Source organism: Yersinia sp. 22-579, assembly GCF_030433455.1.
In the GTDB taxonomy this organism is placed as follows: domain Bacteria; phylum Pseudomonadota; class Gammaproteobacteria; order Enterobacterales; family Enterobacteriaceae; genus Yersinia; species Yersinia enterocolitica.
Genome location: NZ_JAUJTZ010000005.1, coordinates 222475 through 245207, shown reverse-complemented (window position 1 = coordinate 245207; position 22733 = coordinate 222475). Strand labels below are relative to the sequence as shown.

Genomic DNA, 22733 nt, shown 5'->3' with positions numbered 1-22733 from the left:
TTATCCTCTTGCTGCCAGAGCGGTAACACGTTCAAAAGGCTGACCGCTGTGAATCATTTCCAATGCTTGTTGTGCGTTATGGCGCAGGTTTTCCTGCCCATGTAATTTCAGCAATAATGCGACATTAGCCGCGACTGCTGCGGCATGCGCTGCCTCACCCTTACCTTGTAACAACCGTGCTAAAATGTCACGGTTTTCTTCAGGTGCGCCGCCCTGTAACGAGCCAAGCTCAAAGCGGTTTAAGCCAAAATCTTCCGGTGCTAATTCGTAGCTTTCGATACTGCCGTTATTCAGTTCTGCGACCTGAGTTGGCGCATGGATCGCCACTTCGTCCATTCCGCCGCCATGCACCACCGCCGCGCGTTGATAACCCAGTACTTTAAGAGTTTTAGCAATCGGCAACACCAATTCAGGGCTATAAACACCAATCAGCGCTAAGGGTGGGCGGGCAGGGTTAATCAATGGCCCTAACACATTAAACAAAGTACGGGTTTTGAGTTGTTGGCGAACAGGCATCGCATGGCGAAAACCGGTGTGATACTGCGGCGCAAACAAGAAACAAACACCTAACTCATCCAATGCCAGACGTGACTGCTCGGCGCTCATGTCCAGACGAATGCCAAAGGCGGCTAGCAAGTCTGACGAGCCGGAACGGCTGGACACACTGCGATTACCGTGTTTGGCCACTTTCACGCCACAACTGGCGGCAACAAACGCGCTGGCCGTGGAGATGTTAATGCTGTTGGTGCCGTCGCCACCGGTGCCGACAATATCGGCAAACAGGTAATCGGGGCGCGGGAAGGGTTGAGCATCAGCTAATAAGGCTTGTGCTGCGCCGGCAATCTCGGCGGGTGTTTCGCCGCGTACTTTCATGCTGATCAATGCCGCAGCCAATTGGCTGGCTTCCAGTTCACCCCGGACAATCGCGGCAAATAGCAGTTGGCTTTCTGCCTGAGTCATCGACTCGGCCCGAAACAGTTTTTCTAATAACAATTCTTTTGGTAATAGATTGTGCATCATCAATTCCTTAAATTTTCATCCCCAAATAGCCTGGAGTCACAGCTAAAACTGTTGCGGTTATACGCGCGAAGGGGATAGCGCCCAGGCTAAGGTTTGCTCAAGCAAACGAGCACCCTGGGTGGTTAAAATCGATTCTGGGTGGAATTGGTAGCCACAAACCCGATGGACATCATGACGAACCGCCATGACCATCTCGCCAAAACGGGCGTTAACAGTGAGTTCTGTTGGGATATTACTGCCGACCAATGAGTGGTAGCGGGCAACCGGTAAAGGATTAGGCATTCCTGCAAACATGCCGTGTCCGTCGTGTTCAATGGCAGAAGCTTTACCATGTAATATTTCGCCAGCCTGACCAACATGGCCGCCATAGGTTTCGACAATGGCTTGATGGCCAAGGCAAATGCCGATAATCGGTAGCTGGCCGCGTAAACGCTGTAACAACTCAGGCATACAGCCAGCCTGCGCTGGGGTGCCGGGGCCAGGTGATAGCATCAACACCGGTTGTTCGAATTGTTGCAAACGCTCAATAATGGTGTCAGCCGCAATTTGGTTGCGGTATATCACTACGCGATGGCCACTGGAGCGCAGTTGATCAACCAGGTTGTAGGTAAAGGAGTCGATATTATCGAGCAGCAAGATATCGGCCATTAGATTATTTTCCATTAAAACACCTCCCTGGCGTGGTGTGCGGTGGCGATGGCGCGTAACACCGCGCGGGCTTTATTGCGGGTTTCATCGGCTTCCGCCTGTGGGACTGAATCCAGCACCACACCGGCACCGGCTTGTACTGTGGCGATGCCGTCCTCGACATAAGCCGAGCGAATAACAATGCAGGTATCCAAATCACCATGAGCGGTAAAATAGCCGACAGCACCGCCGTAACTGCCGCGACGCGCCCCCTCACTGGCGGCGATTAATTGCATCGCCCGAACTTTTGGCGCACCGCTTAATGTCCCCATGTTCATGCAGGCCTGATAGGCATGCAGCACATCCAAATCGTGGCGCAACGTGCCCACTACGCGAGAAACCAGATGCATAACAAAGGAATAACGGTCGACTTTGGTTAAATCAGCCACATAACGGCTACCCGGTTCACAGATACGCGCCAGGTCATTACGGGCCAAATCCACCAGCATCAAGTGTTCCGCCAATTCTTTATGGTCGGTACGCATTTCCAGTTCAATGCGACTGTCCAAATCGCGGTCCAGTTCTCCACTAGCGCGGCGGCCGCGTGGGCGAGTCCCGGCAATCGGGTAAATTTCAATTTGACGATTGGTCGCATCATATTTCAGTGCGCTTTCAGGTGAGGCACCGAACAAAGAGAATTCGTTATCCTGCATGAAAAACATATACGGGCTTGGATTGCTGTCTTTCAGTGTTTGATACGCCGCCAGTGGCGACGGGCAAGGCAGTGAGAAACGGCGAGAAGGGACGACCTGGAAAATCTCACCTTCGCGGATTGCCTGCTGTAACTCGCTGACAACGGCACCGTATTCTTCATCTGATTGGTTACACTGTAACGCCATCTCTGGTACTGACTTGGCAGGAATGGCCTGCGGCGCTTGTTGCAATTGGTGGGCTAGCTGTTCTAAACGCGCCGTCAAGCGCTGGTGCTCGCTATTATCCGGGGTGAACAGGCTGGCTTGTAATGTTGTTGAGCGATGTTGATGATCTAACACCAACAAGGTTTCAGCTAAATAGAAGCAGAAGTCAGGGCAACGTTGGTCTTGGCGCAACTGCGGCAAGTTTTCAAAACCGGCGACTAAATCGTAGGCAAACAAGCCACCCAAAAACATCGCTTCTCGCTCTGCCTGCGGGGTATCGACCAGTTTCAGCAACAGACGCAAAGCATCGAAAACGGATAGCGCTTGTAAGCGGGAGTCTTCATCCTGCACATCAGTAATTATGGGAAATGCTAGCTCGCGGCCATTAGGACGGACTTGGATCTCAACTTGCGCTGGCAATGCTGCGTCCAGCAAGGGTAATAACGCCGCACCATTGCGTGTCAGTGCTTCAATTGTCACCTTCTGCCCCAGAGCGGTGATACGCAGCGCACTGTCGATAATGAGCAGACTTTTCAGGTTCTGCTTGCTGGTCACTTCCGCTGACTCAAGCAGTAATGTTGCTGGTCGCGCGCCGCAAAGCTGATGGAACAGCGCGGTTGGGTCATCACGGTAACACGCCGTGGTGGTCAGTAACTGTAAAGTGGGGCGCGAGGTTTGCATCGTTTGTGGTTCCTGAAAAAAGGTATATGCCGAAATCTATCCATAAAAAAGCCCGCTATAAGCGGGCTGAAGCAATCTGCACTGTCTGATGACTGATATGCGCGATTACACCGCCCGAGAGAGGGAGATGTGCCACCAACGCAGTAAGGAAATTAGGGAAGTTTTCATTATCAGTCACTCTCTATGATTGCTTTCATGGTGTTACTTCACAAACGGTGTTGCCCGACGTTCCTGAGCAGCATCTTGGTATCTCGTGAACTTGTGTACTAGTTAACTGGTTCGTGGGGTGAATGTCAACCCCTGAATGATTGTTTTTAACCAACTCTTTTAGCCGTAACATTTTCCTGAATGAGTTGGACGCCAAACAAGATTGATTAACGTTAATGTCACATTAGCGAGTATGATAGTTAGCCACGCTTTTTCCGGACTTTTATTTTGTCTAATAAATCAGTTTTGTCTAATAAATCCGTGTTGTCTGATAACACCACATCACCTAACTCGGCTGATTTAACTGATGTTGTGACATCAACGGCCTTTACTCTCTATGACCTACATAGTCATACCACCGCGTCGGATGGTTCGCTGAGCCCCGCGGCGTTGGTGATCAGGGCGGCGCAAATGCGCGTAGGTGTGTTAGCGATTACTGATCACGATACCACCGCAGGGTTAGCTGAAGCCGCTGCGACTATTGAGCAGCAGCAGCTGCCAATCCGGCTTATTCCCGGTGTCGAGATTTCCACATTATGGGAAAACCATGAAATCCATATTGTCGGATTGGGCATGGATATCCAACATCCCAGCATCTGCCAGTTATTAAGCCAACAGTCCGAGCATCGTTATAGCCGGGCGCAAGAAATCAGTGCCCGACTGGCGAAAGCACGTATTCCTGATGCCTGGGAAGGGGCTAATCGGTTGGCAGAAGGTGGCCAGGTGACGCGAGGCCATTTTGCCCGTTATCTGGTGGAGTTAGGGCTAGCCAGTAACGTCGGCCAGGTTTTCAAAAAGTATTTGGCCAAAGGCAAGACCGGTTATGTTCCCGCTCAATGGTGTACAATAGAACAAGCTATTGATGCTATTAAGCAATCAGGTGGGCAAGCCGTGCTGGCGCACCCTGGGCGTTATGATTTAACGGCGAAATGGTTAAAGCGGTTATTAGCACATTTCGCTGAGCATGGTGGTGATGCCATGGAAGTTGCCCAGTGCCAGCAAGCCCCCCATGAACGGGCACAACTTGCCCAGTATGCGCGCGACTATAATTTACTTGCATCCCAAGGGTCTGATTTCCATCAACCTTGCTCCTGGATTGAGTTGGGCCGCAAATTGTGGTTGCCCGCTGGGGTGGAACCGGTATGGCGCGATTGGCCGATAGAGAGTCAGTCCAGCTAATTCATACATTTAATGATTAGGTAGAGTCATGAGTCAATTTTTCTATATTCACCCAGAAAACCCTCAGCCACGGTTAATCAACCAAAGTGTGGATGTTTTACGTAAGGGAGGGGTGGTTGTCTATCCGACAGATTCGGGTTATGCCCTTGGTTGCCGCTTAGAAGATAAAACGGCAATGGAACGTATTTGTCGTATTCGCCAGTTGGATGGTAATCATAACTTCACATTGGTCTGCCGTGATCTATCAGAACTATCAACTTACGCCTATGTTGATAATCCGGCGTTTCGACTTATCAAGAACAACACTCCCGGCAACTACACCTTTATATTGAAAGCGACCAAAGAAGTGCCGCGGCGTTTGATGAATGACAAACGTAAAACGATTGGTTTGCGTGTACCGTCTAATCCTATTGCGCTGGCGCTGTTGGATGTATTAGGCGAGCCGCTGATGTCGACCACATTGATGTTGCCGGGCAATGATTTTGCTGAGTCGGATCCAGAAGAGATCAAAGAGCACTTGGGCAAACAAGTGGATTTAATTATTCACGGCGGCTCACTGGGCCAACAGCCGACTACGGTTATTGACCTGACTGATTCCTCCCCGGAAGTTATCCGTGAAGGTGCAGGGGATGCAACGCCATTCCGTTAAATGGATTGGCGATAAGTCATTGTTAGTGACATCCGAGTCTTTTTGAATCCCTGACTGTGAAAATAGTGTAATATGTCCGGTCACGAACCAGCGTGTTGAGGCGTTTGCGTCACTTTTTACGCGCCACGCTGTGTTCTAAAATGTATTACAATCAGTGAGTTCCGCTTGATTGTGAGCTTAACTTATTGATTACAATATATAACGCGACGCCTGTGAAGGCGACATTAGAGGTTGCTCAATGAGCGAGAAGTCAGAAGACCAAAATTTACCAAACTCAAAGCCACAAAGCCCTAAACCACAGGGCGATAAAGTTGTGGGTGAGAAATTACAGAAAATCTTGGCACGAGCGGGTCATGGCTCTCGTCGGGAAATCGAAGCCATCATTCAGCAGGGCCGTGTCAGCGTTGATGGTAAAATATCAAAGCTAGGTGATCGTGTTGAGGTGACTCAGGCGACTAAAATTCGTCTGGACGGCCATCTTCTTTCGATTAAAGAATCTGAAGAAGCGGTGTGTCGTGTTTTGGCGTATTACAAGCCGGAAGGTGAGCTCTGTACCCGTAATGACCCTGAAGGCCGCCCAACGGTATTTGACCGTCTGCCAAAACTGCGCGGTTCACGTTGGGTTGCGGTCGGCCGCCTGGACGTTAATACCTCAGGTTTATTGTTGTTCACCACTGATGGTGAATTGGCTAACCGCCTGATGCACCCTAGCCGTGAAGTTGAACGCGAATATGCGGTGCGTGTGTTTGGTCAAATTGATGACGAAAAAATCAAACAACTGAGCCGCGGTGTTCAACTGGAAGATGGCCCAGCGGCATTCCGCACCATTAGTTTCCAGGGCGGGGAAGGGATTAACCAGTGGTATAACGTCACGTTGACCGAAGGGCGTAACCGCGAAGTTCGCCGCTTGTGGGAAGCTGTTGGTGTGCAAGTTAGCCGCCTGATTCGTGTTCGCTATGGTGACATCAATCTGCCAAAAGGCTTGCCTCGTGGCGGTTGGACTGAATTAGATCTGAAAGCGACCAACTACTTACGTGAACTCGTGGAGTTGGATTCTGAAACTGTCAGTAAATTGCCCGTTGAGAAAGACCGACGTCGGGTCAAAGCTAATCAGATTCGTCGTGCGGTTAAGCGCCATACTGAAGTTGCTGGCCGACAGGTTGCTGGACGTCAAGGCTCAGCCCGTAAAGGTTCTACCCGCCAAAACGTAGGTAACGCAGCTCCGGCAGCTGCTACTGGGCGTCGTGGATCTAATAAGCGCGGATAAGCCAGGTTATTTATGGGAAGAAATCATTTTCTTCCCATTATTCACTCTAAGAATTCCCAATCCCAATCCCATTTCCTCTTCTTCAGATATTTCGTATTTTACTTCAAAGTATAAAAAACTGCCGTAATTTCTTTTTATAGTATAAATATTCTATAAGAATTGATTTTTTAGCATATACAAACTGTCAACCACAGTGAGTTACCTCTGGTCTCAAGCTATTTTAAGTGGCTAAAGTGCTCTTGGGGATACTCCCCATCGGATTTGAAATCTAAGGAGCATTAACATGAAAAGATCTCTGTTAGCTACCAGCATGGCTGTTTTATTTGTTGTCGGAACCGGGTTTTCCACTGTGACTTATGCTTGTGGCGGTACTCACTCTCAATCAGTGGTTCAAGTCATACCGGGGATGGGGACTCTAACCCCCGCCATTGGGACATTGACTCCGTCAAACATTCCGATGATCCCGCTTGAAAAGTAGTTTAAAAAATCGAATTAGCCGATATTGGCGAATTATGTTTGGCGTTGATTGCTTTATATAGAAGGCGCTAATGCCGCAGACTTTACCTCTGCGGCATGTTATTGGTCAAAGATAGGGCTGAAAATTACCAGTCGATACCTTGTTGTGCCTTAATACCGGCATCAAAAGCATGTTTAACCGGGCGTAATTCACTGACAGTATCTGCCATCTCCAATAGATCCCGATGGCAACCACGGCCAGTAATTATCACCGTTTGATGGGCAGGGCGCTGTCTTAGCGCGTCAACAACCTCATCCAGTGATAAGTAGTCATAAGCGACCATATAAGTCAGTTCATCTAACACCACTAAATCTAAGGTCGGGTCAGCTAACATACGCCGCGCATGTTGCCAAACACCCTGACAGGCAGCGGTATCTGTTTCTCTATTTTGTGTATTCCAGGTGAAGCCAGTTGCCATAACCTGAAACTCAACACCATGTTGTTGCAACAGATTTTTCTCGCCGTTCGGCCATTCACCTTTAATGAACTGTATCACCCCCGCTTTCAGTCCGTGGCCAACAGCGCGGGTTACAGTACCAAATGCAGCGGTAGTTTTGCCTTTGCCATTGCCGGTAAAAACAATCAAGATACCGCGAGTTTCTTGCGCTGCTGCAACCCGTGATTCAACCTTTTCTTTTATTTTTTGTTGGCGCTGCTGGTGGCGTTCTTCAGACATGAAACATTCCTTTATTCTGCGGGGCCGGGTTTACGGCCAGGTTGTGCATCGAAGCTGATACCGGTCTTTCTGCGGCTATCGTCGCCCATCAGGTAGAGATAAAGCGGCATAATATCGGCCGGTGTTTTTAACTTGTTGGCATCTTCATCCGGGAAAGCACTGGCGCGCATCTGAGTCCGCGTGCCCCCAGGGTTGATACAATTAACCCTCAGATTACTCTGCTTATATTCTTCAGCAAGTACCTGCATCATGCCTTCGGTGGCAAATTTTGACACGGCATAAGCCCCCCATCCTGAGCGCCCCTGACGGCCAACGCTGGAACTGGTGAATACCAAAGAGGCACTCGGTGACTTCAGCAGCAATGGCAATAATGCTTGAGTTAGCATAAAAGTTGCATTGACATTCACTTGCATCACATCCTGCCAGACGGTGATATCTTGCTCTGCCATCGGCACAATCTCACCCAATAAACCGGCATTATGCAATACACCATCCAGATGCGAAATTTGCTGACTGAGCGCATCCGCCAGTTGTTGGCAATCTTGCGCTGTTGCATGTAGCAAATCCAGTTCCCAAACAATAGCCTTCTGACCCGTGGCCTTGGCAATCTGTTGCTGCACCGCAACAAGTTTGTGTAGGGTTCGGCCGACGAGAATCAAGCGCGCACCAAAATGAGCATAAGTCAAAGCCGCTTCGCGGCCAATGCCATCACCTGCACCCGTCACTAAAATAGTGCGATTATCGAGTAGGTCGTGTTTAGGTTGGTAATGCATAATTATTCCTCTTGCAAGCGGCGTAAATTTGTTTTTTGCGCGCCGCGATATCTCTTACATTCTTATATTTAAGCGAAACCAATGCAATTTTTCATTTGCGCAAGACGTCGGCCTACGGGTTCGCTAGAATGCAGGTATCTCTTTAATAGCAGATGAATAAAGGCGGTATTTGTGGAGTTATTTTCTCTGTACGGACTGTTTCTCGCTAAAGTAGTGACCATCGTGGTCGCCATTGGCGCGGTTGTATTATTGGTTGTCAGCCAAGGAATGAGGAAACAAGGGTTACGGGGAGAACTCAATTTGGTCCCCCTCGGTGAGCAATATAAGGAAATGCAGCGTGAAATGCGCCTGGCGCGCATGAGTCATGCGGAGCAAAAAGCCTGGAGTAAAGAATTCAAAAAGCAGCAAAAGGCTGACGAAAAACTGAAGAAACAGCGCGCCAAATCTGGTGCGGTGGCGGCAGTAAAACCCTGTTTATATGTCATTGACTTCAAAGGCAGTATTGATGCCCATGAAGTGGCTTCATTACGCGAAGAGATTTCTGCGGTGCTGGCAGTGGCAACTGCACAAGATGAAGTGCTACTTCGCCTGGAAAGTCCAGGTGGCGTTGTTCACGGTTATGGTTTGGCGGCGTCGCAATTGGAACGTTTGCGTCATAAAGGTATACGTCTGACTGTTGCTGTGGATAAAGTCGCAGCCAGTGGCGGGTACATGATGGCTTGTGTGGCAGACCGTATCATTAGTGCACCTTTTGCTATTATTGGTTCTATTGGTGTTGTGGCCCAAATACCCAACTTCCATCGTTTACTTAAAAAGAACGATATTGACGTAGAACTGCATACCGCAGGTGAATTTAAGCGAACCCTTACCTTGTTTGGCGAAAATACCGAGCAAGGTCGCGAAAAATTCCGCGAAGACCTCAATGAAACGCACCTGCTGTTCAAACAGTTCGTCCATCAACAGCGGCCGTCTTTGGATATCGATGCTGTTGCCACTGGCGAACATTGGTTTGGCACTCAAGCTAAAGAGAAAGGGCTGGTGGATGCCATTGGTACTAGCGATGACTTACTGATAGCTGAGATGGATAATCATGAAGTTATTGGTGTGCGTTATTCCCGTCGTAAACGTCTGATGGATCGCTTTACAGGCAGTGCAGCGGAAAGTGTAGATCGTCTATTATTACGTTGGTGGCAACGTGGTGAAAAACCACTGTTATAACCTGACGTGAAGTGGATTCGGTGAGATAAAAGCAGGGGGCTTGGCCCCCTGTTATTTTGGTTCAGCGGCTAAGGAGGAAGCAGCAAAAGGCGTCATCTGCAATTAATCGATTAAATGATATTTAGCCGATAAAACATGCGCGAGATGTTTAAACATATTAAATACGGCAGTGGTTTTTGCTGTAGGCAAGCCTTCTTCATCAAGGAAAAATTCCCCGCGAAATACCAAAACAGCCCCTTTTTGCTCAACTTCAGTCGCTTCCATTCCGTGCAGATAATCTTCATGTTGACGAATAATCTCATTGGCCTCTGCCAATAATTTATTACGTTCAATCGGTGCTGTGTTTCCAAACATTATATCTCCTCACAACAATCATATTTCCTCAGAACAAGGTAATTTCTCTTACCTATTCTACTGCGGGTTAGCATTTGTTCGCAAACCGACTAAGGTTTATTCGAGCTACTGATGGGTTTGTCATCACAATTGGATAAATTCAGATTCCGAGCTAATTAGGTTGCGTGTCGCTTTTTATCAGGTACAGTGTGGGATTTTATACTATTAGGTGGAAGGTTTTGTTGACGCCATGAGGCAGAATTCGCTGCTGTTACACTGGGCGCAGACAAAGATTTTGACAGATCGTCAACTGAGTTTCGAAAAGCGCTTTTATGGCTCCGATCAAAAAAACAGGTTGATCTCCTGAAAAAGTACCGCAATATAAAAAAGAGATTCAGAATGCCGCGGTACGGCAAGATAAAAACCTTCTTTTAGAAGAAATAATTTAGGTAAAGGTAATTATGGGTAAAGCTCTCGTAATAGTTGAGTCCCCGGCAAAAGCCAAAACTATTAATAAATACTTAGGGAATAACTACGTGGTTAAGTCCAGCGTCGGTCACATTCGTGATTTGCCGACCAGTGGCTCAGCCAGTAAGAAGAGCGCTAACTCAACTGAAGATAAAGCCAAGAAAGCCGACAAGCCCAAAACTAAAGTAAAGAAAGATGAAAAGGTTGCATTAGTTAATCGCATGGGCGTCGATCCTTATCATGGCTGGAAAGCGCAGTATGAAATTTTGCCCGGTAAAGAAAAAGTGGTTGCCGAGCTGAAAGCATTAGCCGAAAACGCTGATCACATCTATCTCGCAACCGACCTTGACCGCGAAGGAGAGGCAATTGCCTGGCATTTGCGGGAAGTAATTGGTGGTGACGATAAGCGTTTTAGTCGAGTGGTGTTTAACGAAATCACGAAAAATGCTATCCAACAGGCATTTAATCAACCGGGTGAATTGAATATCAACCGGGTGAATGCCCAGCAAGCCCGTCGCTTTATGGACCGGGTTGTGGGTTATATGGTTTCTCCACTATTGTGGAAAAAGATTGCACGTGGCCTGTCCGCTGGGCGCGTACAATCGGTCGCGGTACGTTTAGTGGTTGAACGTGAGCGGGATATTAAAGCATTCGTTCCTGAAGAGTATTGGGAATTACATGCCGATTTGCTGGCAAAAGGTGAAGTTCCTATTCAAATGGAAGTCACCCATGCCCACAATAAGCCGTTTAAACCCGTCAATCGTGAGCAGACCCACGCCGCGCTTAAACTGCTGGAAAACGCCCGTTATAAAGTGCTGGATCGCGAAGATAAACCGACCAGCAGCAAGCCCGGCGCACCATTTATTACTTCCACCTTGCAGCAGGCTGCCAGTACCCGCCTGAGCTTTGGTGTGAAGAAAACCATGATGATGGCACAGCGCTTGTATGAAGCTGGGCATATCACCTATATGCGTACTGACTCCACCAACTTAAGTCAGGATGCTCTGACTATGGTGCGCGGTTATATTGGTGATAATTTTGGCGATAAATACTTGCCATCTGCACCGAATCAATACAGCAGCAAAGAGAATTCACAAGAAGCGCATGAAGCCATTCGTCCGTCTGATGTGAATGTTCTGGCTGAGCAGCTAAAAGATATGGAAGCTGACGCCCAGAAGCTTTATCAGCTGATTTGGCGTCAGTTTGTGGCTTGCCAGATGACGCCGGCCAAGTATGACTCTACCACGCTGACGGTACAGGCTGGCGATTTCCAACTGCGAGCTAAAGGTCGTACTTTGCGCTTTGATGGTTGGACCAAGGTGATGCCAGCATTGCGCAAAGGCGATGAAGACAGAACCTTGCCAGTGATCGAAGTGGGTAGTGAGTTGGATTTGCAAAAACTGATCCCAAGCCAGCACTTCACCAAACCGCCGGCGCGTTACAGCGAAGCGTCATTGGTAAAAGAGCTGGAAAAACGGGGAATTGGCCGCCCGTCTACCTATGCGTCGATTATCTCGACTATCCAGGATCGTGGTTATGTCCGGGTAGAGAACCGCCGTTTCTATGCCGAGAAAATGGGTGAGATCGTCACTGACCGTCTGGAGGAAAACTTCCGCGAGTTGATGAATTACGACTTTACCGCGCGTATGGAAAGTGGCCTGGACCAGGTTGCTAATGATCAGGCTGAGTGGAAGGCTGTGCTGGACGGCTTCTTTGCTGAGTTCAGTGAGCAGCTTGAAAAGGCTGAAAAAGATCCTGAAGAGGGCGGTATGCGCCCGAATCAAATGGTCATGACCAGCATCGATTGCCCAACCTGTGGTCGTCAGATGGGGATTCGTACTGCAAGTACTGGGGTATTCCTCGGTTGTTCTGGCTATGCATTGCCGCCGAAAGAGCGCTGCAAAACCACCATCAATCTGGTGCCGGAAGCTGAAATCCTTAATATCCTGGAAGGCGATGATGCAGAAACTAATGCATTACGCGCCAAACGTCGTTGTCAGAAGTGTGGCACGGCAATGGATAGTTATCTAATTGATAACCAACGTAAGTTACATGTTTGTGGTAATAACCCGGCATGTGATGGTTATGAGATTGAAGAAGGCGAGTTCCGCATCAAAGGGTATGAAGGCCCAATTGTTGAGTGCGAGAAATGTGGTTCTGAAATGCATCTGAAAATGGGGCGTTTTGGTAAGTACATGGGCTGTACCAATGATGAGTGCAAAAATACGCGTAAAATCTTGCGTAGTGGTGAAGTTGCACCGCCGAAAGAGGATCCGGTACCGTTGCCAGAATTGCCTTGTGAAAAGTCAGACGCCTATTTCGTGTTACGCGATGGCGCTGCTGGTGTTTTCCTGGCGGCCAATACATTCCCGAAATCGCGTGAAACACGTGCGCCTTTGGTCGAAGAGTTGGTGCGTTTCAAGGATCGTTTACCGGAAAAATTACGTTACCTGGCTGATGCGCCAGTGACGGATAATGAAGGTAATAAGACTCTGGTTCGCTTTAGCCGCAAAACCAAGCAACAATATGTTTCCTCAGAGAAAGAGGGCAAAGCGACCGGTTGGTCTGCTTTTTATATTGATGGCAAATGGGTTGAAGCTAAAAAATAGTGGATGCACTGGGGTAGATAGTTAAGAAACCAGCTTAAACCAGCCTTTATGGCTGGTTTTTTATTGGGCTAATTTATCTGAGTGTTTTATAGTCTCAGGTAATCAGTTGAAGTTATCAATCTTTAGCGACTGTCTGCATTCACCAAAATTACGTTTATTTTTATGCTACATATAGCTGCCAATGAAATGATATGATAGTTATATAAAATGTTTTTTTATCACCTAATGTTATTATAAGATCGATATTGACCACTTTGGCATCATGCAGTTATGGGTTTCAGTTAATAACTTCTCGGCATACCGGGTGATTCCGATATACCAAACTGTGGGTCTCCCACAGTGTTTAACCTAGGATGGTATAGATATGAAATTGCAGCAGCTCCGTTATATTGTTGAGGTGGTTAATCATAACCTTAACGTATCGTCCACCGCTGAAGGCCTGTACACCTCGCAACCTGGGATCAGTAAACAGGTCCGCATGTTGGAAGATGAGCTGGGTATCCAGATTTTTGCTCGCAGTGGTAAACATCTCACGCAGGTGACCCCCGCAGGGCTGGAAATCATCCGTATTGCCCGTGAAGTATTATCAAAAGTTGATGCCATTAAAGCGGTTGCTGGTGAACATACTTATCCCGATAAAGGGTCTTTGTATGTGGCGACGACCCATACTCAAGCGCGTTATGCATTGCCGAATGTGATTAAGGGCTTTATTGAGCGCTATCCTCGCGTGTCACTGCATATGCACCAAGGTTCGCCGACACAAATAGCAGAAGCGGTTTCCAAGGGCAGTGCTGACTTTGCTATTGCGACAGAAGCGCTACATTTGTATGACGATCTGATTATGTTGCCGTGCTACCACTGGAATCGCGCGGTGGTAGTGAAGCCCGATCACCCATTGGCGGGGAAAGCCCATGTCAGCATTGAAGAATTAGCCGCTTATCCTATTGTGACCTACACCTTTGGTTTTACCGGCCGCTCTGAACTGGATACCGCGTTTAACCGTGCGGGTTTGACTCCGCGTATTGTCTTTACCGCCACCGATGCGGATGTGATTAAAACGTATGTGAGATTAGGGCTGGGTGTCGGCGTTATCGCCAGCATGGCGGTTGATCCGATTCAAGATCCTGATCTGGTGACCGTGGATGCGCGTGATATCTTTACTTACAGCACCACTAAAATTGGTTTCCGCCGTAGTACCTTCCTGCGCAGTTATATGTATGACTTTATTTTACGTTTTGCGCCTCACTTGACGCGCGATGTAGTAGATAAAGCAGTTGCCTTGCGCTCAAATGAAGATATCGAAGCGATGTTTAAAGATATTAAACTGCCGACTAAGTGATTACTGCTATTTATTAAAGAAAAGCCCCTGAACCGGGGCTTTTTGCGTAATTAGCGTTTTTTATTTGCTTGGGCAAGCACAGACCCTGCCAGTGTTTTGGCTTTTTCACTGGACTCGGGATTTGCCAGCACTTGTGCCGCGACATCTTCCATATGAACGCCCGTCTGATTATCCGTATTGGTCTGAGAGAGTGCTGATCCCGCCAAACTCTTTTCGAGGGGAGAAGCATTAGGATCTTTTAGTATTCTTGCTGCCTGTGCCGCGACCGACGCGGATGTTTTCTTTTTATTTCTCGACATTAATTAATCTCATTTTATGTGTGGGGTGTACCTGATGTTGTGTTTTAACAACACAACATATTATTTAAGACTGTATAAAAAATTAGTATGACATTCAAATTAAATTTCCTGATAATATAGTTTATAACCTTAGTTGAATAATTAATTTTTTTCAAAAACGAAAATAATAAGTGTAAATTCAAAAGATAATTCAAAATTAGTTTGATATTTTATTGATATATAACCTTGGTTTTATATAAACATAGACAAGAGGAATGATGAGTATAATATCTTACAAAATACCTTATACAGAATTAAACAACATGATGCTTGCATACACAGACAGAGGAGTTACACAGGATAAAGCTCAGTTCTACATTAATGGTTATAATGTAGCTGGTCATGATAATACGGGGGAAGCGATAGGTCAGTTAGTTAAGAATGGCTGGTTAGCACCTCCAAACACCTTGGGGGAAAGTGAAAGAAGAGTCAATTTACTTAATTTAATCAGTAACTCATCCATGGCAGATGTTATGCTGGTACGCAGTGACACACATTATTTTTGCTTAAAACATGAGAACAATATCTCAATGGAGTTTAAGCTTAATAGTGATGATAAACTGGAAATGATTTATTCGGTGAATTATCGCCATAGCAATGGAAATGATCTTTTCACCTTATATTGCCAAGTTCCTTTAGGTAAAGAATTTGAATTGGATGAAAGTGGGCCTCATGTTTTCTTTGAATTCACAGAACAATGCCCTAATAACTTAAAAAATGATTTGGATTGTCGAACAATAAAAAATAGAATCTTAGATTGGTTGAGAAATTTATTCTATATCGGCCATAATTCTACTCCATTCACCGTTAAAAATATATCTGATGCAGTTGAAATACCACAACTACCTTTTTCAGAGTTAACTGACGCTGAGTTGAGACATGAGGTATTACAAAGAGATGATGAATTTGTTCATCCTAAAAATTCTTTTTGGGAGGATGAGATTGCAATACTCGACGAAATTGATGAAACCCAAATTTACAATGCGGGAGTCGCAGCCGGATATAACGAGGGTGTAGATATAGGATTTACTATCGGGGAAGCGAAGGGATATATCAAGAATTTAGCGACCGAACGATAGATTATCTATCACAGCAATCGCCATTGTTGCCAAAATGTTAATGTTTCTTTGTGTTATATTTAATGCAGACCTCATAATTTCAAGGGAATAGCCTTGTGATGATGAATGTGGCTTAGAGCACTATAAGAAACAATGGAGGCGCTATGTCGTTGGATTTGCGAAAAACGAGTATGGCCAGGTTGGTCGCCCTCAATCACGAATATCACTATTACAGCCTGCCGCAATTGGCGGCAGTGCTGGGGGATATCGACCGCTTACCTAAATCACTGAAAGTGTTGTTAGAAAATTTGCTACGCCATTTGGACGGTGAGCAGGTTCAAGAGGATGACCTTAAAGCCATTGTGGCGTGGCAACAGACCGGCCATGCTGACAAAGAGATCGCTTATCGGCCCGCCCGTGTCTTAATGCAAGATTTTACCGGTGTCCCGGCGGTGGTGGATTTGGCCGCGATGCGCGAAGCGGTGCAACGTCTTGGCGGTGATGTAGCACAGGTTAACCCGTTATCACCGGTTGATTTAGTGATCGACCACTCGGTCACCGTTGATGAGTTTGGTGATAAAGCGGCATTTGGTGAAAACGTCCGCCTGGAAATGGAACGTAACCACGAGCGCTATATCTTCCTGCGCTGGGGGCAAAAAGCTTTTAGCCGTTTTCGCGTCGTGCCGCCGGGCACCGGGATTTGCCATCAGGTAAATTTGGAGTATCTGGGGCAAACCGTCTGGCATGAACAGCAGGGCGGCAAGGAGGTGGCTTACCCGGATACCCTGGTAGGAACTGACTCTCACACCACCATGATTAACGGTCTGGGGATCCTGGGCTGGGGCGTGGGCGGTATTGAAGCTGAAGCTGCGATGTTGGGACAGCCGGTATCCATGCTTATCCCTGACGTCGTCGGCTTCAAAATGACCGGCAAGATGCGGGAAGGGATCACCGCTACCGACTTAGTGCTGACAGTGACGCAGATGCTAAGAAAACATGGTGTGGTGGGTAAGTTTGTCGAGTTTTACGGTGATGGTCTGGCGGATTTACCCCTGGCGGATCGCGCCACCATTGCCAATATGGCACCGGAATATGGTGCCACCTGCGGCTTCTTCCCGGTTGACGATGTCACTTTGGGTTATATGCGTTTAAGTGGCCGTAGTGATGAACAGATAGCGCTGGTGGAAACATACAGCAAAGCTCAAGGGTTATGGCGTCATCCGGGGGATGAACCGGTGTTTACCAGCCAGTTATCACTTGATCTGAGTACGGTAGAATCCAGTCTGGCGGGGCCAAAACGCCCGCAAGACAGAGTTGCTTTGCCGAAAGTACCTTTGGCATTTAATGCTTTTGAAGAACTGGAAGTTAATAGCAAAAAAGACAAAGTGAACCATGTATCCTTCACTCTGGACGGCAAAACCCACGAGTTGGAACATGGCGCAGTGGTCATCGCGGCCATTACCTCCTGCACTAATACCTCCAACCCCAGCGTATTGATGGCGGCCGGTTTACTGGCCAAGAAAGCCGCAGAAAAAGGGCTTAAAACCAAGCCCTGGGTGAAAACGTCATTAGCTCCCGGCTCGAAAGTCGTCACTGAATACCTCAAGTCAGCCGGTTTAACCGCTTATCTGGATAATTTGGGCTTTAATCTGGTGGGCTATGGTTGCACCACATGTATAGGTAACTCTGGCCCATTGCCAGAACCAATAGAAAAAGCCATCAAAGAGGGTGATTTAACCGTGGGTGCAGTGCTTTCCGGCAACCGCAACTTTGAAGGGCGTATTCATCCGTTGGTCAAAACCAACTGGCTGGCCTCGCCACCGCTGGTAGTTGCTTATGCTTTGGCTGGGAACATGAATGTCAATTTGACGCAAGATTCGTTGGGTAACGATCCTCAGGGTAATCCGGTCTATCTGAAAGATATCTGGCCGACGGGCCTTGAAATCGCCAAAGCGGTTGAAGAAGTGAAAACAGACATGTTCCGCAAAGAGTATTCTGCGGTGTTTGATGGTGATGAAGAGTGGCAGGGCATTCAAGTCGATAGCACGCCAACTTATGATTGGCAGAGTGATTCCACCTACATTCGTTTGCCGCCTTTCTTCAGTGATATGAAAGCATTACCGGAACCGGTGCAGGATATCCATCACGCCCGTATTCTGGCTATTTTGGCTGATTCCGTCACCACCGATCACATTTCACCGGCGGGGAATATCAAGCTGGACAGCCCGGCAGGCCGCTATCTACGTGATCGTGGCGTGGAGATTAAAGAGTTTAACTCCTACGGTTCTCGTCGCGGTAATCATGAAGTGATGATGCGCGGAACCTTTGCCAATATTCGTATTCGCAATGAAATGGTGCCCGGTATTGAGGGGGGGATCACTCGCCATATTCCATCTCAAAATCAAATGGCTATCTATGATGCGGCGATGCGTTATCAGCAAGAGAATGTGCCGCTGGCAGTGATTGCCGGTAAGGAATATGGTTCAGGCTCTAGCCGTGACTGGGCAGCTAAGGGGCCGAGGTTACTGGGAGTGCGCGTTGTTATCGCGGAATCATTTGAACGTATTCACCGCTCTAATTTAATCGGGATGGGAATTCTGCCGCTGGAGTTTCCGCAAGGTGTCAATCGTAAAACATTGGGCCTGACTGGGGATGAATCTATTAGTGTCAGTGGGTTACAGAGTTTGGCTCCGGGGCAAACTGTCCCTGTCACCATTACTTATGGAGATGGGCGGCAACAAAAGGTTGATACCCGTTGCCGTATTGATACAGGCAATGAATTGGTTTATTTCGAAAATGGCGGCATCCTGCATTATGTGATCCGCAAAATGTTGTAATAAACTGATAGTTTCGTGACAGTGTCACGATTCAGTTGAGTGAAGGGGTTACCGCGCCTGGGGGCATTTCGATGGCTTACGCACTTGTATTTGAAACAAAGAGCGGCCCCAATGGCACGATCCCCCTTCATTTGACGTTGTTAGCAATCTGAAGGGCCAGACCATTACTTGGTCAATAAATGGCCCATCTTGGCGGCTTTGGTCGCCATATAGTGCTCGTTCTTAGGATTTTGTCCAACAATCAGCGGAACGCGTTCGACGATATTGATCCCGGCCTCGGAGAGAATTTCGACCTTCTTCGGGTTATTGGTCAGCAAACGCACGGCCTTAATACCCAATAGCTTATACATATCAGAACACAGCGTGAAATCGCGTTCATCGGCAGCGAAACCAAGTTGATGATTAGCTTCAACGGTGTCGGCACCTAAGTCTTGCAAAGCATAAGCGCGGATTTTATTCAGTAAACCAATATTACGGCCTTCCTGACGATGATAAATCAGTACACCACGGCCTTCTTCAGCAATATGTGCCAGCGCAGCTTCTAGCTGGAAACCACAATCGCAACGCAGACTAAAGAGGGCATCGCCCGTCAGACACTCAGAGTGAACACGGGAGAGCACGGGTTCATCGGTGCTAATATCACCAAAAATCAATGCCAAATGGTCATGACCGGTGGCTAACTCTTCGAAACCTACCATCAGGAAGTCACCCCAAGGGGTCGGTAATTTGGCTTCTGCTACACGTTTTAGCTGCATCTTGCTGTTCATATTATAACTTTATACCCTTAGATAGGTTATCGCATACCCTATCGTGAATGCCTGCTACACCCTTTTGGTTTTAGGGCATAAGGTTAAATAAAAATTTTCTGCGATCATTATTAGCTATATTGCCATAACTTTTCACATGCTGCTGTTCAACAAAGCAGCAATAAGGTTAGTGAGAATGTCTATCTAAGACTTATTTTAGAAATGATAAAAATTTGTGTATGTTATCAATAGGTAGAGATACTTATATTATACAGATATAGCGCTTATATAAATCGTGCTATCACCACAGGTAATATGTTGTGGATATTGCCAGAAAGAAAGGGCAACAGATGTGGAATATAACAAAACGCATTACTCTGGGATCACTTATTTTACTGCTGCCAACCTTGGTCATCTGGCTCTCGGGTTGGCAGTGGCAGCCGGGGGGCGGTGAACGCTGGTTAAAAGGGCTGTTTTGGGTAACAGAGACGGTGACCGCGCCGTGGGGCATCGTCACCAGCGTATTACTCGGTGGCTGGTTTTTGTGGTGTCTGCGTTTTCGGCTCAAACCGGCTATCGGGCTGTTGGTTATACTCAGTATGGTGATTGTTGTGGGGCAGGGACTGAAATCGCTGATTAAAGAACAGGTACAGGAGCCACGGCCATTTGTGGTGTGGCTCGAAGCTGAGCATCATATCGATAACCATTTTTTCTATTCTTTACCGCGTGCTGAACGTAGTCAGTTGATTAAACAACAATTACAGAATCAATCCGCGATCCCATCGTGGCTGAGCAGTCACTGGCAGTTTGAGACGGGTTTTGCCTTTCCTTCCGGCCACACGGTTTTTGCCGCCAGTTGGGCATTATTGGCCGTCGGGTTGTTATGGCCCCGTCGACATTATAAAACGGTTATTTTACTGATGCTTTGGGCGCAGGGCGTAATGATGAGCCGCCTGGTATTAGGTATGCATTGGCCAGGCGATTTAATGGCGGCCACGATAATTAGCGGTTTGTTAGTTGCGATGGTATGCAGTTTAGTGCAGCGGTGGTTCGGCCCGTTGAATATTCCACCGCAAGAACAGCAAGAGATTGAAAAGCGTGAGCATGACTAAAAGTAGACGATTGATTCTTATTTGCAATTAATCATTCGCGATTAAGTTGCTTAAAATAATCTCTATTGATCATCAGTTGGGCGCTTTATCTTGGTGCAGGGTTTCTTTGCGGGGTAAGGAAGTGCTAATTTGTTAAGTAAGGACGCCACATTTTTGGCATAATTCATCAGGTTGATTCGGCCTTTAGGAAAAAACGTGAAATATTTGCTGATTTTTTTGTTAGTGCTCGTCATTTTCGTGATATCAGTCACGCTCGGAGCAAATAACGATCAGGTCGTTACCTTCAATTATTTATTGGCTCAGGGTGAATATCGGGTATCTACCTTGTTGGCGACGCTGTTTGCCGCCGGTTTGGTTCTGGGATGGATTATTTGTGGACTTTTTTATCTGCGAGTTCGAATTTTATTGGGGCGTGCAGAGCGGAAAATTAAACGCCTTGAATCGCAGCAAGAGTTACCGATTGAACCCAGTGCGACTGCATCCACACCTGCCGTCGGCAAGGAATAATTTTCTATGTTAGAAATGCTGTTTCTGCTGTTACCGGTCGCTGCTGCCTATGGTTGGTATATGGGGCGTAGAAGTGCTCAGCAGGATAAGCAGCAGGATGCTAACCGCCTGTCGCGTGAATATGTGGCTGGGGTTAACTTCCTTCTCTCAAACCAGCAAGACAAAGCGGTTGATCTGTTTCTTGAAATGCTGAAAGAAGACAGTTCAACAGTTGAAGCACATCTGACGTTAGGCAATTTGTTCCGCTCCCGTGGTGAAGTTGACCGTGCTATCCGCATCCATCAAGCCTTGATGGAGAGTGCCTCTCTGACCTTTGAACAACGGTTGCTGGCCGTCCAGCAGTTAGGCCGCGATTACATGGCTGCGGGGTTATATGACCGGGCGGAGGATATGTTCAACCAATTGGTTGAGGAGCAAGATTTCCGGCTTGGCGCATTACAGCAGTTATTAGTTATCCATCAGGCGACCAGTGATTGGAACAATGCCATCGAAGTGGCAGACAAACTGGTCAAGATGGGTAAAGAGAATCAGCGATTGGAAATTGCTCATTTTTATTGCGAATTGGCGCTGCAAGCGATGGGCAGTGATGATCTCGACAAAGCAATGAACCTTTTGAAGAAAGCCGCCTCAGCAGACAAACAGTGCGCCAGGGTGTCCATCATGCAAGGTCGGGTGCATCTGGCCAAGGGTGAGTATGCGAAGGGCGTGGAAGCACTGGAGCGCGTGCTGGAACAAGATAAAGAAGTGGTCAGCGAAGCATTGCCGATGTTGAGTGAATGCTATCAACACCTACAGCAACCGGAGGCCTGGGCTAATTTCCTGAAACGCTGTGTTGAAGATAATACTGGCGCGACGGCTGAGTTAATGTTGGCGGAAATTCTTGAACAGCATGAAGGCCGGGATGTGGCGCAAACCTATATTAATCGCCAATTGCAACGCCATCCAACCATGCGCGTGTTCTATCGGTTGATGGACTATCACCTGGCAGATGCCGAAGAAGGGCGGGCGAAAGAGAGTTTACTGTTGTTGCGCGATATGGTCGGTGAGCAAATCCGCACCAAACCGCGTTATCGCTGCCACAAGTGTGGTTTTACCGCTCACTCGCTCTATTGGCATTGCCCGTCTTGCCGTGCCTGGGCGTCTGTTAAGCCTATTAGAGGGTTGGATGGTCAATAAGTGCAGGTTATTCAGGGATATCGGGTGAATTGAATCACCCGACAGTAATTTATGATCTATTTTTTCTTCTGTGGTGCTTTTAGCAATTGGCGCAGTTTCTTCAATTCTTTCTGGCTCAACGGTTGTTCTGAAATTTCTTCCACGCCTTGGTTATCAATCTCGCTGTGATGCAATTTGGCATCTTTATGGCCGCTCTTAGCGCTTTTAACATCAACCGCAAAACTTTTTTCTAATCTTTCGCAGACTTCGGTGCTGAGAGAAAACTGTTTTTCTAAGGCGGCAGCTTTAATTTTCTCTTTTAATTCCAGAGGGATTTTAATGGTTAAGGTAGATATTTCGCTCATCATATAACCTTCAACTTAGGGGAAAATACCAAGCTAAGCGAGGGAAGCGAAACTGTCTAGGGGATAACACAATTGTCACAAAAAATTCACATTGAGCGTTTTCAGAAATAGACAATGCGCAGCAGGTTAGGTGAT

The 22733-nt window shown here is 47.3% G+C and carries 22 protein-coding genes and 1 other annotated feature; of the genes, 12 read left to right on the top strand and 10 right to left on the bottom strand.

Annotated elements, in window-relative coordinates; translation table 11 throughout:
* The 4 genes from trpD to trpL all read right to left on the bottom strand — a co-directional run bounded on the left by trpD (window position 1) and on the right by trpL (window position 3413).
* Window positions 1–1017, bottom strand: a complete 1017-nt coding sequence (trpD, locus tag QSV56_RS08355; protein WP_019083172.1) for an anthranilate phosphoribosyltransferase — start codon at window positions 1015–1017, stop codon at window positions 1–3.
* Window positions 1018–1077: 60 nt separating this feature from the next.
* The gene (locus QSV56_RS08350) at window positions 1078–1668 is read right to left on the bottom strand and encodes a gamma-glutamyl-gamma-aminobutyrate hydrolase family protein (RefSeq protein WP_301211954.1); all 591 of its coding nucleotides are present in this window, start codon (window positions 1666–1668) and stop codon (window positions 1078–1080) included.
* 14 nt (window positions 1669–1682) lie between these two features.
* A complete protein-coding gene (locus QSV56_RS08345; RefSeq protein WP_050131639.1) occupies window positions 1683–3245 on the bottom strand; it encodes an anthranilate synthase component 1 in 1563 nt (520 codons plus the stop codon).
* A gap of 42 nt (window positions 3246–3287) precedes the next feature.
* Window positions 3288–3389: a sequence feature (Trp leader region), on the bottom strand.
* Window positions 3351–3413, bottom strand: coding sequence for a trp operon leader peptide (gene trpL / locus QSV56_RS08340; RefSeq protein WP_061512357.1), 63 nt, complete (start codon window positions 3411–3413; stop codon window positions 3351–3353). Its footprint overlaps the feature before it by 39 nt.
* Window positions 3414–3716: 303 nt before the next feature.
* On the opposite strand from trpL, the gene QSV56_RS08335 reads away from it, so the two are divergent.
* The 4 genes from QSV56_RS08335 (at window position 3717) to QSV56_RS08320 (ending at window position 7025) form a co-directional block, all read left to right on the top strand.
* The gene (locus QSV56_RS08335) at window positions 3717–4631 is read left to right on the top strand and encodes a PHP domain-containing protein (RefSeq protein WP_098057497.1); all 915 of its coding nucleotides are present in this window, start codon (window positions 3717–3719) and stop codon (window positions 4629–4631) included.
* 28 nt (window positions 4632–4659) lie between these two features.
* A complete protein-coding gene (locus tag QSV56_RS08330; RefSeq protein ID WP_019079498.1) occupies window positions 4660–5280 on the top strand; it encodes an L-threonylcarbamoyladenylate synthase in 621 nt (206 codons plus the stop codon).
* Between the two features lie 238 nt (window positions 5281–5518).
* Entirely contained in the window at window positions 5519–6547 is a 1029-nt protein-coding gene (rluB, locus tag QSV56_RS08325; RefSeq protein WP_046050888.1) for a 23S rRNA pseudouridine(2605) synthase RluB, read from the top strand.
* Window positions 6548–6830: 283 nt separating this feature from the next.
* Complete coding sequence (locus tag QSV56_RS08320) at window positions 6831–7025, top strand: hypothetical protein (RefSeq protein ID WP_046694956.1); 195 nt, start codon at window positions 6831–6833, stop codon at window positions 7023–7025.
* Between the two features lie 124 nt (window positions 7026–7149).
* On the opposite strand, the gene cobO is transcribed toward QSV56_RS08320, so the two are convergent.
* Together cobO and QSV56_RS08310 are read right to left on the bottom strand one after the other, a co-directional pair.
* Window positions 7150–7740 (bottom strand): cob(I)yrinic acid a,c-diamide adenosyltransferase, encoded by a 591-nt coding sequence (gene cobO / locus QSV56_RS08315; RefSeq protein WP_050131633.1) that lies wholly within the window; start codon window positions 7738–7740, stop codon window positions 7150–7152.
* Between the two features lie 11 nt (window positions 7741–7751).
* On the bottom strand, window positions 7752–8513 hold the full coding sequence (locus tag QSV56_RS08310; RefSeq protein WP_050321990.1) for a YciK family oxidoreductase: 762 nt from the start codon (window positions 8511–8513) through the stop codon (window positions 7752–7754).
* A gap of 171 nt (window positions 8514–8684) precedes the next feature.
* Here QSV56_RS08310 and sohB point away from each other — a divergent pair, with 171 nt between their 5' ends.
* Window positions 8685–9731: a protease SohB gene (sohB, locus tag QSV56_RS08305; protein WP_019079494.1), complete on the top strand. Its 1047-nt coding sequence runs from the start codon at window positions 8685–8687 to the stop codon at window positions 9729–9731.
* Window positions 9732–9833: 102 nt separating this feature from the next.
* Here the strand turns inward: sohB and QSV56_RS08300 are convergent, their stop codons facing one another.
* The gene (locus tag QSV56_RS08300; protein ID WP_005165861.1) at window positions 9834–10085 is read right to left on the bottom strand and encodes a YciN family protein; all 252 of its coding nucleotides are present in this window, start codon (window positions 10083–10085) and stop codon (window positions 9834–9836) included.
* A gap of 440 nt (window positions 10086–10525) precedes the next feature.
* Here QSV56_RS08300 and topA point away from each other — a divergent pair, with 440 nt between their 5' ends.
* Together topA and cysB are read left to right on the top strand one after the other, a co-directional pair.
* Window positions 10526–13141 (top strand): type I DNA topoisomerase, encoded by a 2616-nt coding sequence (gene topA / locus QSV56_RS08295; RefSeq protein WP_019079493.1) that lies wholly within the window; start codon window positions 10526–10528, stop codon window positions 13139–13141.
* Between the two features lie 364 nt (window positions 13142–13505).
* A complete protein-coding gene (cysB, locus tag QSV56_RS08290; RefSeq protein ID WP_005165856.1) occupies window positions 13506–14480 on the top strand; it encodes an HTH-type transcriptional regulator CysB in 975 nt (324 codons plus the stop codon).
* 50 nt (window positions 14481–14530) lie between these two features.
* On the opposite strand, the gene QSV56_RS08285 is transcribed toward cysB, so the two are convergent.
* Entirely contained in the window at window positions 14531–14779 is a 249-nt protein-coding gene (locus tag QSV56_RS08285) for a hypothetical protein (RefSeq protein ID WP_019083167.1), read from the bottom strand.
* Between the two features lie 257 nt (window positions 14780–15036).
* Here QSV56_RS08285 and QSV56_RS08280 point away from each other — a divergent pair, with 257 nt between their 5' ends.
* Window positions 15037–15897, top strand: coding sequence for a hypothetical protein (locus QSV56_RS08280; protein WP_046050889.1), 861 nt, complete (start codon window positions 15037–15039; stop codon window positions 15895–15897).
* Window positions 15898–16040: 143 nt separating this feature from the next.
* The gene (gene acnA / locus QSV56_RS08275; RefSeq protein ID WP_050157795.1) at window positions 16041–18713 is read left to right on the top strand and encodes an aconitate hydratase AcnA; all 2673 of its coding nucleotides are present in this window, start codon (window positions 16041–16043) and stop codon (window positions 18711–18713) included.
* A 164-nt stretch (window positions 18714–18877) separates the two neighbouring features.
* On the opposite strand, the gene ribA is transcribed toward acnA, so the two are convergent.
* Window positions 18878–19468 (bottom strand): GTP cyclohydrolase II, encoded by a 591-nt coding sequence (gene ribA / locus QSV56_RS08270; protein ID WP_005165846.1) that lies wholly within the window; start codon window positions 19466–19468, stop codon window positions 18878–18880.
* A gap of 341 nt (window positions 19469–19809) precedes the next feature.
* Here ribA and pgpB point away from each other — a divergent pair, with 341 nt between their 5' ends.
* From pgpB to lapB, 3 genes are all read left to right on the top strand, one after another.
* Window positions 19810–20571: a phosphatidylglycerophosphatase B gene (pgpB, locus tag QSV56_RS08265; protein WP_050298383.1), complete on the top strand. Its 762-nt coding sequence runs from the start codon at window positions 19810–19812 to the stop codon at window positions 20569–20571.
* Between the two features lie 195 nt (window positions 20572–20766).
* Complete coding sequence (locus QSV56_RS08260; protein ID WP_005165840.1) at window positions 20767–21078, top strand: LapA family protein; 312 nt, start codon at window positions 20767–20769, stop codon at window positions 21076–21078.
* Window positions 21079–21084: 6 nt separating this feature from the next.
* The gene (gene lapB / locus QSV56_RS08255) at window positions 21085–22254 is read left to right on the top strand and encodes a lipopolysaccharide assembly protein LapB (protein ID WP_046050891.1); all 1170 of its coding nucleotides are present in this window, start codon (window positions 21085–21087) and stop codon (window positions 22252–22254) included.
* A 56-nt stretch (window positions 22255–22310) separates the two neighbouring features.
* On the opposite strand, the gene QSV56_RS08250 is transcribed toward lapB, so the two are convergent.
* Entirely contained in the window at window positions 22311–22598 is a 288-nt protein-coding gene (locus tag QSV56_RS08250) for a hypothetical protein (protein WP_046052020.1), read from the bottom strand.
* Window positions 22599–22733 lie beyond the last annotated feature (135 nt).

Coding starts and splice junctions, on each gene's coding strand:
- cysB (WP_005165856.1), top strand. CDS start 13,506: ATGAAATTGCAGCAGCTCCGTTATATTGTTGAGGTGGTTAATCATAAC.
- QSV56_RS08280 (WP_046050889.1), top strand. CDS start 15,037: ATGAGTATAATATCTTACAAAATACCTTATACAGAATTAAACAACATG.
- QSV56_RS08310 (WP_050321990.1), bottom strand. CDS start 8,513: ATGCATTACCAACCTAAACACGACCTACTCGATAATCGCACTATTTTA.
- trpD (WP_019083172.1), bottom strand. CDS start 1,017: ATGCACAATCTATTACCAAAAGAATTGTTATTAGAAAAACTGTTTCGG.
- lapB (WP_046050891.1), top strand. CDS start 21,085: ATGTTAGAAATGCTGTTTCTGCTGTTACCGGTCGCTGCTGCCTATGGT.
- QSV56_RS08285 (WP_019083167.1), bottom strand. CDS start 14,779: ATGTCGAGAAATAAAAAGAAAACATCCGCGTCGGTCGCGGCACAGGCA.
- acnA (WP_050157795.1), top strand. CDS start 16,041: ATGTCGTTGGATTTGCGAAAAACGAGTATGGCCAGGTTGGTCGCCCTC.
- cobO (WP_050131633.1), bottom strand. CDS start 7,740: ATGTCTGAAGAACGCCACCAGCAGCGCCAACAAAAAATAAAAGAAAAG.
- QSV56_RS08250 (WP_046052020.1), bottom strand. CDS start 22,598: ATGAGCGAAATATCTACCTTAACCATTAAAATCCCTCTGGAATTAAAA.
- topA (WP_019079493.1), top strand. CDS start 10,526: ATGGGTAAAGCTCTCGTAATAGTTGAGTCCCCGGCAAAAGCCAAAACT.
- ribA (WP_005165846.1), bottom strand. CDS start 19,468: ATGCAGCTAAAACGTGTAGCAGAAGCCAAATTACCGACCCCTTGGGGT.
- pgpB (WP_050298383.1), top strand. CDS start 19,810: ATGTGGAATATAACAAAACGCATTACTCTGGGATCACTTATTTTACTG.
- QSV56_RS08300 (WP_005165861.1), bottom strand. CDS start 10,085: ATGTTTGGAAACACAGCACCGATTGAACGTAATAAATTATTGGCAGAG.
- QSV56_RS08320 (WP_046694956.1), top strand. CDS start 6,831: ATGAAAAGATCTCTGTTAGCTACCAGCATGGCTGTTTTATTTGTTGTC.
- QSV56_RS08345 (WP_050131639.1), bottom strand. CDS start 3,245: ATGCAAACCTCGCGCCCCACTTTACAGTTACTGACCACCACGGCGTGT.
- rluB (WP_046050888.1), top strand. CDS start 5,519: ATGAGCGAGAAGTCAGAAGACCAAAATTTACCAAACTCAAAGCCACAA.
- QSV56_RS08350 (WP_301211954.1), bottom strand. CDS start 1,668: ATGGCCGATATCTTGCTGCTCGATAATATCGACTCCTTTACCTACAAC.
- QSV56_RS08330 (WP_019079498.1), top strand. CDS start 4,660: ATGAGTCAATTTTTCTATATTCACCCAGAAAACCCTCAGCCACGGTTA.